The sequence below is a fragment of the Neolewinella sp. genome (assembly GCF_965214665.1).
GTDB lineage: Bacteria > Bacteroidota > Bacteroidia > Chitinophagales > Saprospiraceae > Neolewinella.
In genome coordinates, this window is the sequence record NZ_OZ243970.1 from 596,729 (window position 1) to 610,640 (window position 13,912).

A 13,912-nucleotide genomic window follows, 5' to 3' on the forward strand; every position below is an offset into this window, starting at 1 on the left:
GCGAACAGGCCACCACCCGGTCGGGTAGTGGCCTGTTCGCTAAAAAGCCTGGACTAGAAGTGGCTTAGTTGCCAGACTCCATATTATCGCCTGCCTTCATGGCCATTTTAGGCATCATGACGGTGTCGATCACGTGGATCACGCCGTTGCTGGCTTCTATATCAGTGTCAGTAATGGTAGCTACGTTACCGTCCCCGTCGGTGAGAATGACGTTGCCATCCTGCATGGAAGCCACTAGGCTGTTGCCGCCCATGGTCTGGATACGGAAGTAACCGTTGTTGGCCTCGATGGCCTTCATTAGGTCAGCGGCGGAAATCTTAGAAGCGATGACGTGGTAGGTCAGTACGCCAGTCAGGTCTTCCTTGTTCAGTCCCTCGACGGTGCCGGAAGGTAGTTTACCGAAGGCAGCCTCGGTGGGAGCAAATACGGTGAACTCTCCATCGCTGGCGAGCACGTCTTCCAGTTCGGCAGTCTCAACGGCGTTGATCAGCGTACGGAAATCCGTGTTAGCGGCGGCTACGTCTACGATTGTGTTGTTATCAGCACCGGTGCTACGACGCGTGGTGTTACCCATATTGTCGGCGTCCATCGTAGTCATGTCGGTGTTGTTGACCGATTCGCTCATTTCCTGATTCTGCTGGGTTACGTCACTGCCTACCTCCTGGGTGGTGCGGCGTACGTCCTGAGCGGTCTCATTCATTTCCTGACCCATTTCGGAGCCAGCTTCCCGGACTTCCTGTCCGGCCTCGGTCATACCTTCTTCGATGGCCTGTCCGGCTTCCTGGGTGGTTTCGTAGGGCTCCTGAGTGGCTTCAGTCATTTCCTGACCCATTTCGGAGCCAGCTTCCTGAACCTCCTGTCCGGCCTCGGTCATACCTTCTTCGATGGCCTGTCCGGCTTCCTGAGTGGTCTCGTAGGGCTCCTGAGTGGCTTCGGTCATTTCCTGGCCCATTTCAGAACCGGCCTCCCGGACTTCTTGCCCAGCTTCGGTAACGCCTTCTTCAATAGCCTGTCCGGCCTCCTGAGCGGCTTCGGTGGTTTGCTGTCCGGCCTCAGTCATTTCCTGACCCATTTCGGAACCAGCTTCACGTACCTCCTGTCCGGCTTCGGTCATACCTTCTTCGAGCGCCTGTCCGGCCTCCTGACCTTCCTGGCCCATTTCGGCAGCTTGCTGGCGCATTTCCTCGCCCTCGGCAATCATTTCGTTGGTCGGTTCGTCAGCGGGGCGACGGACGCCGTTAGCGTTATCAACCGCGCCGAGCTCGGGCTCTACTTCTTCGGCGTTGTCGCCGATCAGCGCATCCACGTCGACGTTCTCGGGAAGAAGGACGGCGTCAATGAGGTGAATGACCCCGTTGCTGGCCATGATGTCGGCCTGGGTGACGTTGGCATTGTTGCCCTTGGCATCGGTGAGCGTGACGTTACCATCCGACAGACTGGTGGTGAAATCGCCGTTCATTGTACCGGCCATGTACTCCCCACTGGTTTCACCTTCGATGGCGGTGGTGACATCGCCTGCGGCAAGTTTGCCATCAGCTACGTGATACTTCAGGATGTCGATGAGTGCCTGACGGTTTTCCGCCTTCAGTAGTGCCTGGAAAACTTCCTCAGGCAGTGCCCGGAATGCCTCGTCGGTCGGGGCGAAGACAGTAAAGGGGCCATCGCCCTCGAGGGTGCTGGTGAGATCGGCGGCGTTGAGCGCGGCGACTAGAATCGTCAGATCGTTGTTCTCGCTGGCGAGTTGCACGATCGTTTGGTCTTGCTCCATATCGTCCTGCGCGGAAACGGTCACTGGCATAAGCAGCATCACCACAAGGCAGGCTAGGAGGGTGAATAAATTAGATTTCATCGTTGATGGTTTTGTAGAGAAAAGCTAAGGCGGGCAGTGCAATAGCCCGGTGTGTATTGTGCCGATATAACAGGGTTCGCCGATCTATGTTCGCTTTTCCTTCCCCACCCGCTAATTCGACCGGGTTTTGGCCGCACATATCGCCGCTGCCCGTGTATCTATGCCTTATGGTACCCTAAAAACCGACCGCCATGCTGAGTAATCTGAACCCTACGACCACCCTGGCCTGGAAAGAACTGGACGTGCACGCTCACGAAATGAAGGAGCGTCACATGAAAGACCTTTTTGCCCAGGACCCGCAGCGCTTCCAGCACTTTTCCCAGCAATTTGAAGATATACTGGTCGACTACTCGAAGAACATCATCTCGCAGGAAACCCTCGATTTACTGCTGAAGCTAGCCGAGGAGTGCGGGGTCAAGGCCGCCACCGAAAAGATGTTTACCGGCGAGACGATCAACGGCACCGAGGGCAGGGCCGTGTTGCACGTAGCACTACGTAACCGGGGTGGGGAGGAAATACTGGTCGATGGACAGGATGTGATGCCCGAGATCAATGCGGTGCTCGACCGAATGCAATCCTTCGCCGGTCGCATACACGACGGAACGCATACGGGCTACACGGGTAAACCCCTCACTCAGGTGGTCAATATCGGTATCGGGGGCTCCGACCTAGGGCCCGTCATGGTCACGGAGGCCCTCAAACCGTACTGGATCGCGGGCCGCGAGGTCTACTTCGTTTCCAATATCGACGGCACCCACCTCGTGGAGGTACTCAAGCAGGTCGATCCCGAGACCACGCTCTTTTTAGTCGCCTCCAAGACCTTCACGACCCAGGAGACGATGACCAATGCCCGCAGTGCCCGGCAGTGGTTCCTGGACCAGGGGGGGCAGCAGCAGGATGTGGCTAAGCACTTCGTGGCGCTTTCCACCAACGCCGAGGGGGTAAAGGATTTCGGTATTGCGGAAGACAACATGTTCGGCTTCTGGGACTGGGTCGGAGGTCGCTACAGTCTCTCTTCGAGTATCGGCATGAGCATCGCCCTCACCATTGGCTTCGACCGGTTTGCCGAGCTACTCGACGGCCTGCGCAGTATGGACGAGCACTTCCGGCGCACCCCGCTACAGGACAACCTACCGGCGAAGCTGGCGCTGATCGGCATCTGGTACACCAACTTCTTCGATGCCGAGACGGAGGCCATTCTCCCCTACGACCAGTACATGCACCGCTTTCCGGCCTACTTCCAGCAGGGTAACATGGAAAGCAACGGCAAGAGCGTAGATCGGGACGGAGAGCCCATCGAGGACTACGACACCGGTCCCATTATCTGGGGGGAACCCGGCACCAATGGGCAGCACGCCTTCTACCAGCTCATTCACCAGGGCACGCGGGTGATCCCCTGCGACTTCATTGCACCTGCGATCTCGCACAATCCCCTGGGGGACCACCACGCCATTCTACTGAGTAACTTCTTCGCCCAGACCGAGGCGCTGATGAACGGAAAGACCGCCGCACAGGTCGAGGAGGAACTAGAGGCAGACGGACTGAGTGAGGAGGAAATGGCTAAGTTGGTCCCCTTCAAGGTCTTCGATGGCAATCAGCCTACGAATAGCATCCTGGTCAAGGAGATTACGCCCTATACGCTGGGGCAATTGATTGCCCTTTACGAGCACAAGATTTTTGTACAGGGGGTGATTTGGAATATCTACAGCTTCGACCAGTGGGGCGTGGAGCTCGGTAAGCAACTGGCGAAGGCCATTCTGCCGGAGCTGAAGGGTAACGAGGAGGTCAGTAGCCACGATAGCTCCACCAACGGTCTCATCAACACGTTTAAACGCTGGCGGGCCTAGGTAATGAAGGATCGTTCGGCAGTCGGTAGCCTGGCCCTGGCGGGCTTCGAGCTGCTCATCTTATTCGGGGGATTGTACATCATTCAGTTCGACGACCGCTTACTGTGGCAGATGGGCCGGCCGGAGTTCTGGCGGGTGCTGCTGTACTTTGCCATGACGGTGGCGGTGCTCAACGTACTGACGCGGTTCGTCAAGTGGCTGTACCGCCGGCAGAACTACGCCAAGCGACGGGGGGCCAAGAACTTCGTGTACGGGGTAGAGAACATCCGCAAGCTACTGCTGGCCGCTGTGGTGGTCTTTACGATCTTCTCCCTGATTGGCATCGACTTCCGTACTCTGTTTACCTCCCTGAGCATCGTGGCGGCGGCGATTGCCATTGTCTCAAAGGATTTCGTGAACGATCTGATCGTGGGCATTTACTACAGCTTTACCGATGTGTTTGAGGTGGGTGACTACGTGAAGTTCTACACCTACAAGGGGCGGGTAGCGGATATCGGACTGCTGAAGGTGAAGATATTTAACGACAACGACGACGTAGTGATCCTACCCAACGGCAAGGTCTACTCCAACGAGATCATCAACTACACGCGGCGTGACGTGCGTCTGATGAGTATTGACTTCGAGATGGACCTCAAGGCGATCAAGAACGTTGACGTGCTTGAGGCGGAGCTGAAGCAGAGCGTAAGCAGCTACGCCGATACCATCGAGGAAAGTAGCTACCTGCTGAAGATCGTGGAGGTGAAGAAAGATTACATGGAGCTCAAGTTTCAGTTTCGCCTCAAAAGCCTCGACCGGCCGCGGCAGCGGGAAATCAAGCGCAAAGTGGTACGCGAGATCTTCAGTTACGTGAGCTCACACAAATCCTGAGTCTTCATAGGTGAGTCGTAAGAACCCATCACCCTTAGCGTTGCCGCAGCGGTGCTTATTCGGTGGGGATTGCACCTGCGGCCCCGCCCCCCTGTTACCGAGGTATGAAGTACGTACTGCCCCTCCTGCTAAGTATGATGTTTGCCTGTAGCGACCGCCCGCCGACCACCCCCGAGACCCGCCCCGTAGAAAATCCCAACGCCGGCAATACCGCCATCTACGATGTCGACGCCGATGACCCCTACGAGATTGGCGACGGTAGTTTTCTGGACATGCGACCGGGGGCGGCCACTGCCGACTTTAGCGGCCTGCTGCGGGCCGATAGGTCGTCAGGTGACAAGGGCGGAAGGCCAGTCCATCAGATCGTAGGTCGTAACGATGAGGAGCTCGGCTATCTATACACGGAGGCCGACGACGGCGAGCGTATCGACTACATCGTCATTACCTCACCCGACGTGGTGACCGAAGATGGCATTCGCGTTGGCAATAGCTACGCCGAACTGGTAGAGCGCCTAGGGGAGGTGGAGGTGCAAAGGGGGGCCGACACATCACTTATATACGTGACCCAGGGTGCGCTGCGTTACGGCTTAAACCTGGCAAATAATCAGTATGATCCGGCGCGGACGGATATAGACCCCACGACGGCCATCACCCAGATTGAAATTCACTAGTTCATGCACTACCTAGCCGTAGTGGTCCTGGCCGCCGGGCGATCAAGCCGTATGGGCCGGCCTAAACAGCTCCTGCCCTGGAAGGGGACTACGTTACTCCGTCATGCCGTGGAGCAGGCCCGGGGACTGAACGCTACGGTGTACGTCGTGCTTGGAGCGCACCACGAACGGCTGCGCAATCACCTAGCCGGGACCGCCGTGTGTACTACCATCAATGAGCGGTTTGCGGAGGGGATGACTGCAAGTATTCGGTGTGGTGTAGAGGCCGTAATGGCTACGCACCAACAACTCGTGCCTCTGCTTTTCATGCTTGTGGATCAACCCCAGGTAGACACGGCCTATCTGCAACGTCTGGTCACCGCCCACCGGCAGTATCCGCAGCACATCATCGCTACCGCCTACCCTAACAAGCCTGGCGTACCGGCCCTATTTCCAGCCGATAACCTAGTGGACCTGCTTGCGCTCACCGGAGAGGCCGGGGCGGGTACCTACCTTGCCGGACAGGGAGAACGGGTACGCCTGGTGCAACCCGCTGTACCCTTTTTCGACCTGGATACTCCGCAGGACTACCGTCGGCGCTATGAAGGAGATTAGAAACATCGTTGCGCTTTACGATCGCTTTCGCGCTACCGACACGGCCTGTGCGCTAGCCACGGTGGTCCGCATTGAGGGCTCGTCCTATCGCCGTATCGGCGCGCGATTACTGGTGGGGGCCGATGGGCGCTACACCGGCGGCATCAGCGGCGGCTGCCTGGAGGGGGATGCGCTGCGGCGGGCGCAACGGTCCATCCACGCCGGGGCCCCGTCGAAGCGCGTCTACGACACGCTAGAGGGCGAGGACCGGGAGATCGGTATCGGCCTGGGTTGCAACGGGCGGATTGAGGTGCTCTTCGTACCGCTAGACTTTACCGATCCGACTAACCAGGTGGAGGTCCTGCGCGCGCGGATGGAAACGCGGCGTCCGCTGCTGCTGGTACAAACCGTAACCGCCCCTCCGGGACAGTCGCTGACCGGCGCGCTGAGCGAAGTGCCGCTCGGCTTCGTGCAGCTGGTGCGCGGTCGCTCCGAGGTACAGGCGATTACGGATGACGACGGACAACTAATCGAACGGCTCTTCGAGGTGCTGCGTCCGGAGCTACGCCTGATCGTGGTGGGCGACAACTACGACGTGCTGCCGATGGTCACTACGGCCCACTACCTTGGCTGGCGCATTCACGTGATCGGTCGTAAGCGCAAGTTTTCCACCGCCCTGGCCGCCCTAGTGGATGGGCTGTACGACTATGGTGAGGTGAGCCGCCTACGGGTAGATGACTTTACGGCCGTGGCCTGCATGTCACATGACTTCGTACGCGACCGCGCGATGGTGGAGCACTTTCTACCGCAGCGCCCGGCCTACCTGGGCCTACTCGGTCCCCGCAAACGCGCCCTTAAGATGGATGCCGAGCTGCGTCAGGCCACCGCTCTGCGCCTCTTAGACTATGAAAACCTCTATACGCCCATTGGCCTGGACATCGGTGCCGAGACGCCGGAGGAGATTGCTGCGGCGGCGGTGGCCGAGATCATCACAGTGTTTCGCGGGCGGGTGGGGGAGAGTTTGCGGGAGCGGGGGGGGACTATACATGCGCGGTAGCCGGCCTACTCCTCCAACTCCAACTGCTCCGCCACCAGACTCCGCTTGATCAGGTGATAGATCTCCTTCTGGCTCCGAATGCTCAGATCACTGCCCCCCCGGTAGTAGCTATTTCCCTGCTGATCGCTCAGTAGGCGTGCCTTGACGTTATCGGCTAGCTGGACGTCAAGGATCTCCAGAATGCGGTCCTTGATCTCCTCGTCGTAAATCGGAAAGGTAGTTTCAACTCGGTGGCTCAGGTTGCGCGTCATGAAATCGGCCGAGGAGAGGTACACCAGTTCTTCGCCCGCGTGGTGGAAGTGGAAGACCCGGGCGTGCTCCAGGTAGCGGTCCACAATACTCACGCCATGGATGTTTTCGCTGTAGCCCTTCCGCCCCGGCACGAGCACGCAGATGCCACGGATGATCAGGTTGATCCGCACCCCGGCGTCGCTGGCTGCGTAGAGGCGGTCGATCATCGCCATGTCCTGTAGGCTATTCATCTTCAGCGTCATGGCGGCGGGTCTGCCGGCCCCGGCCTCGGCAATCTCGAAGTCGATGAGGTCCTCCAGGCCGCTACGCAGATTGAACTGCCCCACCAGTAGGTGCTGAAAGGGCTGCTCGGGGATCATCACGTTCTCCAGAAAGCTAAAAATGCGGGCCACCTCGCTGGTCAGTCGCTCGTCGGCCGTAAACAGGCCGAAGTCACTATAGACTTTGGCAGTGTCCTCGTGGAAGTTGCCGGTGCTCAGGTAGTTATAGAGCTGCTCCTCTCCATTTTCTACGCGGCGTACCAGCGCTAATTTGGAGTGCACCTTCACGCCCGGGAAGCTATAGTGCACGTGTACGCCGGCCTCCTCCAGCTTTTCGCCCCAGCGCAGGTTGGCCTCCTCGTCAAAGCGGGCCTTCACCTCAATGAACACACTGACCTGCTTGCCCAGCCGCACGGCCCGCATGAGTGCTTGCATGATGCGCGACTTGCGCGCTACGCGGTACTGTACAATCTTGATGTGGCTCACCAGTGGGTCCTCGGCCGCCCGCTCGAAGAAAAGCACCACCGACTCGTACTGGTGGTAGGGGTACACCAGCAGGTGGTCGCGCTCGCGGATCGACGCCCAGTAGTCCTCGGCCTCCTGCAGGGCGGGGTAGGGCAGGGGGGGCTGCGGCGGATTAAGCAGCTTGGTCATCCCGAAGGTCGGAAAACCGAAAAAGTCGAAGTTGTTGTGGTAGCGCCCCTCGGTGAGGATGTCGTAACGGTCCAGCTCGAAGGTCTCCTGCAGGTACTCGCGCAGGCTATCCGGCATGGTCCGGTCGTAGACGAAGCGGCTGGCTGGGCCTACGTGGCGTCGGTTCAGGCTCGATTTGATCTTAGCCAGCAGGTCGCCCGAAAACTCATCGTCGATGTAGAGCTCCGCGTCCCGCGTCAGTTTGATGCTGAAGGTATCCTCGATCTCGTAGCCCGGAAACATCCACGACACGGAGTGCCGCACGATGTCGTCGAGCATGATCAGGTTATGCTCCCCATCGGTACTCGGCAGCTCGATGAAGCGCGGCAGGTGGTCGCTCGGAATCTTGACGATGGCGTAGGCCTCGCGGTTCTTCCCCTCCTTTTCGTGCATCAGGATCGACAGGTACAGCTGGGCGTTATTCAGGAACGGGCGCACCATGTCCTTGATCAGCAGCACGGGCTGCACGTAGGGCAGCATGTACTCGCGGAAGTAGTTGCGCACGTACTCCTGGTCCTCCTCCGTCATATCCAGCCGCCGCTTCAGCACGATCTTGTGCTTGGCTAGCTGGGGGATAATCTTCTTCTCGAAGATGCGGCTAAATTCCTCCTGTTGCCGGTTCACGATTCGCTGGATGGTGCGCACCGTCTGCTTCGGGCTGATGTCTAGCTCGCGCTTTGTTTTCTTATTGACCCTGAGTAGGTTACGGTGGTTGGCCATCCGTACGCGGAAGAACTCATCCAGGTTCGAGGAGTAGATGGCCAAAAATTTAATGCGCTCGAACAGCGGCAGACTTTCGTCCTTGGCTTCCTGGAGTACCCGGTGGTTGAAGGCAAGCCAGCTAATGTCGCGCGGTATGGCCGGGTAGTCTTTCATAGGGTTAGGGCTAAAACAAACTCATCTGTTCGGGCCCGGCACGCAGGGGGGCGGGGCCGCGGGTGCGGGCAAAGTCGAGGGAGGCAATATGCTCGGCCAGCCAGGCGGAGGCTTCCGGGGCCAGCACGTTCTCCGGTTCGTGGGGAAAGATAAAAGATTCCGGTAGATTCCACTCCCGTAGCTTTTCGGCCCACTCGGCCAGCCGGGTGAAGTCGCTGTCGATCAGTCCGTTGCCCACGAAACGCACCATCGTGCGCGGCGCAGTCACGTAGCCGTGCAGCACGTCGCGCCGTCCGGCCACGTCGCTGATCACCGCCGCTACGCCGCGGGCGGCCAGGGCATCCATCAGCGCCTCGGTGGCGAAGGGATCGGCAAACCAACTCGCGTGGCGTACCTCCAGCGCCAGGGGCAGCAGCCGCGGCCATCGGTCCAGAAAGCGCTCCACCACCGGTAGCCGGTCGCTGCCGAAGTAGGGCGGCAGCTGAATGAAGGCGCAGCCCATCTTTTCCTGTAGTCCGTCGAGGGCGGCCACGAAACGGGTGACGGAATCACCACTCGCGCCCAGATCGTTCACGTGGCTGATGGATTTGGGCAGCTTGGGGCAGAAGCGAAAATCGGCCGGCACGGCCGCGTACCATTCGGCGATAGTTTCCGTAGTGGGAATACGGTAGTGGGTTGTATTAAGCTCGATGGTATTGAACTGCTCGCCGTAGTAGCGTAGGAAGTCAGCGGACTTGGCTCCCGTAGGGTACCACTTGCCTACCCACTGCTTCATGCCCCAGCCGGTAGCTCCGAGATAGATGGCTGGCCGGCCCTCACCACTACCCAGCTCGTAGCGGTCCAGGCGGGCGCGGTTAGCCAGCGGCTCCACCGGTAGCTGAAACTCGACGGCGGCGGGGTTGGGTACTTGTCCGAACTTCATCGGATATACTACTGCCGTGGATTTAGTTAAAGTTCACCGCGCCCCCTAAATCGGCTCGTTGAATGAGTGACGTTCCCACTATTCAAGCATCTTATGCTAAATCGTAAATATTTCCATGCACCCACCCTTCGCCGGACTTTTCTGGCTTGCGCTGTTTCTCACCTGCTCCCTTACTGCACAGTCTACCGGCCCCGTTGAGTTCGGCCGTATATCTGATGCTGACCGCGCCCTGAATGTATTTCCTGCTGATTCCTCGGCTGAGGCCTACGTGCTCTACGACCACCTCGATTTAGATTTTGAGTACAGCGACGTACAGGGACCCAGCACGATCGAAAAAATTCACCGCCGGGTGAAACTCTTCAAGCCCTCCGCTTACGAACGCGCCAACGTAAAGCTTGAGTTTGACCGGGAGTACGTAGAGATCAGTGACGTAGAGGGTTTTGTCCACCTGGCCGAGGGTGGTTCCATTCCGCTGACGTCTGCCGAAATCAACACCCAGGACGGTGAGGGATTACGCAAGATCATTAGTTTCACCTTTCCCCGCCTCAGTCCGGGGGTGACGATTGAGTACCGGTACGTCAAACGGACCAAAAGTATCCTCACCCCTACGGTCTACACCTTCCAGGAAGATATTCCCGTGCGGTGGGCGGAGTACACGGCGCTGATTCCCGCTTACTACGACTACGTGAGCCTTGGCGCCTCGGGGCGTTACACGGTCAACGAGGCAGAAATCGTGAAGCGGCAGTGGGGCCCTAACTTTTCCAGTGGCGCCTACAGCTCGAACAATAAGCTCGACCATACCCGCATCCGCTGGGCCATGCAAGATATAGCGGCCTATGACTACCAACCCTACACCAATAACTTCGTCGACTACCTGCCTAAGGCACGCCTACAGTTGCGGGGCGTACAGTATCCCGGCCGGCCTAAGAATAGCGTGTTCAGCAGCTGGGAAGAAACGGTTAAGGACCTACAGGACCGGCAGGACTTCGGCCGCTACTACCGTAATAAGATCAATTACAGCAAATTGTGGCGTGATGCCGAGCCCGTCGTCATAGCTACCGATGACACCCGTGCCCGCATCGAGGCCGCCTACCGTTTTGTCATCGGCCACTACGCATGGAACGGCCGCTACCGTATTCTCGCCTCCGCCAGCCCCAATAGTACCTATTCCGATGGCAGCGGCAACAGCGCTGACCTAAACATTGCCCTGCTGAGCCTGCTCAACGAGGCCGGTATTGAGGCCTACCCCCTGCTTGTATCCTTACGCGATCAGGGCTCGCCGATCGAGAGCTACCCCATGCTCGATCAGTTCGACCACCTGATGGTCTACACCGAGGTCGACGGCAAGCCCCTACTGCTCGACGCCAACGATCCCGATCGCCCGGCCGGCCTGCCCCGCTTTGATGCCCTTAACCACCGCGGCTGGGTGGCCGACGAAAAGAACCCCCGCTGGGTCGACCTTACCGTGGCCCCCGCCCACCAGACGGCCATGGCGGTGCTGGACGTAGACGGAAGCGGTCGGGCCACCGCCGAGGTGACCGCCCGCATGGATAGCTACTTCGCCTTCTCCACCCGCAGCAAGCTGCGCGGTATGGAAAAGAACCAGGACGGACCCCTCGTGGCCGATATCGTCAAGCAGTTCCCCGAGGCCACGGTCCTGGAGGGCGTCACGGCTACCGACGACGATCCCACCAAGGATCAGATCGCCCTCACGCTGAAGATGGACGTCCCGGCCGGCCAGGCCCTCGACGACTACCTCTACGTACAGCCCGTACTACTATCCATGCTTGACGATGAGCTGGACGACGTGGACCAGCGGCTCTATCCCATTGACTTCGCCTACCCCTGGGTGCAGCGCTACATCGCGCAGATCAACCTGCCCGAGGGCTACGTCGTCGATGAGGTACCCGCTTCCATCCGCCTTCGCTCCGACGATGGCACCCTAGTCGCCACCTACGCGACCCAGGAAAACGCCGCCCTGCGCACTCTCAGCATCAACTTCACCGTACAGCTCGACCGCACCCTCTTTGCCGCCGAGGAATATGGTCCGCTGCGCGAAATGTTTCACCGCATCATCGAGCTGCAGCGGGCGCCCGTGGTGCTGAAGCGTGCGAAGTAATGAAGCACTTCTACTCCATCCTGCTCCTCTGGGCATTTGCCATGACTACTGGACCGACACAGGGCCAAAGACTGGCACCCACCTCACTAAATATTCCCGACTCACTACGCAGTGGTAGCAGCACCGTGCTTGAATACACCACGGACTTTCAGGTCCTCGACCGCAGCTCGGCCATCGTCAGCTCCCGCCGGGTCATCACCCTGCACGACGCAAACCACGGTGACGACACTGTGCTAAGGGTCTTTTATAGTAAAGACTCGAAAATCACTAAACTGGACGCCGCCTCCTTCGACTTCCTGGGCCAGCAGATCGACCGGGCCAAATCAAGCGACATCATAGACCGCAAGGCCTACAGTCAGGTCACGTTTTACGATGACAATCGCTACCAGGAGGTGACCGTGGCCTGCCCGAGTTACCCCTGCACCGTGGTGTACGAGGTAGAACAACGCCTCAGTGATATGGCTTTCGTGGGAAGCTTACAGGCCTGGGCCCCGCAGCAGCGGGAGCAGGCGCTGGTACACGCTGCGCTCACCATCAGTCTGCCCCTAGACAACGAACTACTTTATACCCCACACAAACTTAACGAGCCTACGGTCACGGTCGACGGTAAGCAACGCACCTACCGCTGGGAGGTCCAGCACCGGGTCGCGCAGCAGGACGAACCCTACGCACCACCGGTAGCCGCTACCTTACCCTACCTACGCCTCGGCCTGGCCGACTTCGAGATCGAGGGGTACCGGGGCAGCTTCCGGAGCTGGGAGGCCTTCGGACAATTTATGCAGACCATCATGGAGGGGCGCGACCAGCTACCGCCCCGCCTGGAGCAGGAGGTCAGGGAAACCGTGGCCGGACTGGACGACGAGCGCCAGAAGATCGACCGGCTTTATCACTTCATGCAGCAGCGGATGCGCTACGTGGGCATTCAACTCGGAATCGGCGGCTGGCAGCCCTTCTCCGCCGAGTACGTGGAGCAGAATCGCTTCGGGGACTGCAAGTCGCTCAGCAATTATATGGGGGCAATCCTCCAGACCGTAGGCATATCGTCCTACCCCGTACTGATTGATTGGGATGATAAGCAAGACTATCCGGTCACGGAGTCATTCACCACCTCCGCCTTCAACCACATGGTGCTCTACGTACCGAGTCAGGATATGTATTTGGAGTGCACCAGCCACGACGCACCCACGGGCTACCTCGGTGAGGGCAAGCAGGACCGGAACGTGCTCTGGATTACGCCGACCGGCGGGGAGCTCCACCACACCCCCGCCCTGGAGCCAACCGAAAACGGCTACACCCGTACGGTAGACGTGACCATTGCCGCGGACGGCACTACCCAACTCGCCCTGCAATCGCAGCACTATGGTGGTGCCCACGAAATTTTCCGGAGCCTCATGGATCAGTTACCCAGCCGCAAGGACCAGCTTGACTGGCTGCACCGTAGCAACTACCTGCCCGATGTATCCGGCAGCGGTTATACCCTAGTAGTCGACCCGCAAGCCCCCCGCGCCGAAATACACTACGCTACCACGGTCAATAACTACGTCCGCAGCCTCGGCACCCGCATGTTCGTGCCCATTAATAGTTACTTCGATTACGATGACATCCCCCCGGCGGATGACAATCGGGAACTGCCCATCCAGACCACCACGACACGCTTCTACGTCGATACCGTCAACCTGCATTTACCCGAGGGCATGGAGGTGGAAAGTGGCCTGTTCAGCGAGCCCTTACACTACAGCCATCCCAGTGGGGAATATACCGCACGTATACAGGCTACGGACGACGGAGTCCAGTGGATTCGTACCCTCAAACTGCTCCCCACCGAATTGCCCCACGAGGCCTACGCCGACTTCCGGCGGTTCTACCTGGACGTAGCGCGCGCCGACGACGCTCAACTTGTACTTCGCGAGAAACGAACAAAATAAT

Annotated in this window: 10 protein-coding genes; 7 read left to right on the forward strand and 3 right to left on the reverse strand. The window is 59.0% G+C overall.

Annotated features, from left to right (window positions below; all coding sequences use genetic code 11):
• Positions 1–64 precede the first annotated feature (64 nt).
• Complete coding sequence (locus tag ACOOHD_RS02830; RefSeq protein WP_420460047.1) at positions 65–1,849, reverse strand: fasciclin domain-containing protein; 1,785 nt, start codon at positions 1,847–1,849, stop codon at positions 65–67.
• 191 nt (positions 1,850–2,040) lie between these two features.
• Between ACOOHD_RS02830 and pgi the strand changes: the two genes are divergently transcribed.
• The 5 genes from pgi to ACOOHD_RS02855 all read left to right on the forward strand — a co-directional run bounded on the left by pgi (position 2,041) and on the right by ACOOHD_RS02855 (position 6,864).
• Positions 2,041–3,696: a glucose-6-phosphate isomerase gene (gene pgi, locus ACOOHD_RS02835; protein WP_420460048.1), complete on the forward strand. Its 1,656-nt coding sequence runs from the start codon at positions 2,041–2,043 to the stop codon at positions 3,694–3,696.
• Between the two features lie 3 nt (positions 3,697–3,699).
• Positions 3,700–4,563, forward strand: a complete 864-nt coding sequence (locus ACOOHD_RS02840; protein WP_420460049.1) for a mechanosensitive ion channel family protein — start codon at positions 3,700–3,702, stop codon at positions 4,561–4,563.
• Between the two features lie 104 nt (positions 4,564–4,667).
• A complete protein-coding gene (locus tag ACOOHD_RS02845; RefSeq protein ID WP_420460050.1) occupies positions 4,668–5,234 on the forward strand; it encodes a hypothetical protein in 567 nt (188 codons plus the stop codon).
• Between the two features lie 3 nt (positions 5,235–5,237).
• Positions 5,238–5,828, forward strand: coding sequence for a nucleotidyltransferase family protein (locus tag ACOOHD_RS02850; RefSeq protein ID WP_420460051.1), 591 nt, complete (start codon positions 5,238–5,240; stop codon positions 5,826–5,828).
• Positions 5,815–6,864 (forward strand): XdhC family protein, encoded by a 1,050-nt coding sequence (locus tag ACOOHD_RS02855; RefSeq protein ID WP_420460052.1) that lies wholly within the window; start codon positions 5,815–5,817, stop codon positions 6,862–6,864. The genes ACOOHD_RS02850 and ACOOHD_RS02855 overlap by 14 nt, the downstream gene beginning before the upstream one ends.
• 5 nt (positions 6,865–6,869) lie before the next feature.
• On the opposite strand, the gene ppk1 is transcribed toward ACOOHD_RS02855, so the two are convergent.
• The gene (gene ppk1 / locus ACOOHD_RS02860; RefSeq protein ID WP_420460053.1) at positions 6,870–8,945 is read right to left on the reverse strand and encodes a polyphosphate kinase 1; all 2,076 of its coding nucleotides are present in this window, start codon (positions 8,943–8,945) and stop codon (positions 6,870–6,872) included.
• Positions 8,946–8,955: 10 nt separating this feature from the next.
• Entirely contained in the window at positions 8,956–9,867 is a 912-nt protein-coding gene (locus ACOOHD_RS02865; RefSeq protein ID WP_420460054.1) for a DUF72 domain-containing protein, read from the reverse strand.
• Positions 9,868–9,982: 115 nt separating this feature from the next.
• Between ACOOHD_RS02865 and ACOOHD_RS02870 the strand changes: the two genes are divergently transcribed.
• A complete protein-coding gene (locus tag ACOOHD_RS02870) occupies positions 9,983–11,986 on the forward strand; it encodes a DUF3857 domain-containing protein (protein WP_420460055.1) in 2,004 nt (667 codons plus the stop codon).
• A complete protein-coding gene (locus ACOOHD_RS02875) occupies positions 11,986–13,911 on the forward strand; it encodes a DUF3857 domain-containing protein (RefSeq protein ID WP_420460056.1) in 1,926 nt (641 codons plus the stop codon). Before ACOOHD_RS02870 ends, ACOOHD_RS02875 begins: the two co-directional genes overlap by 1 nt.
• The last annotated feature ends 1 nt before the right edge of the window (position 13,912 follow it).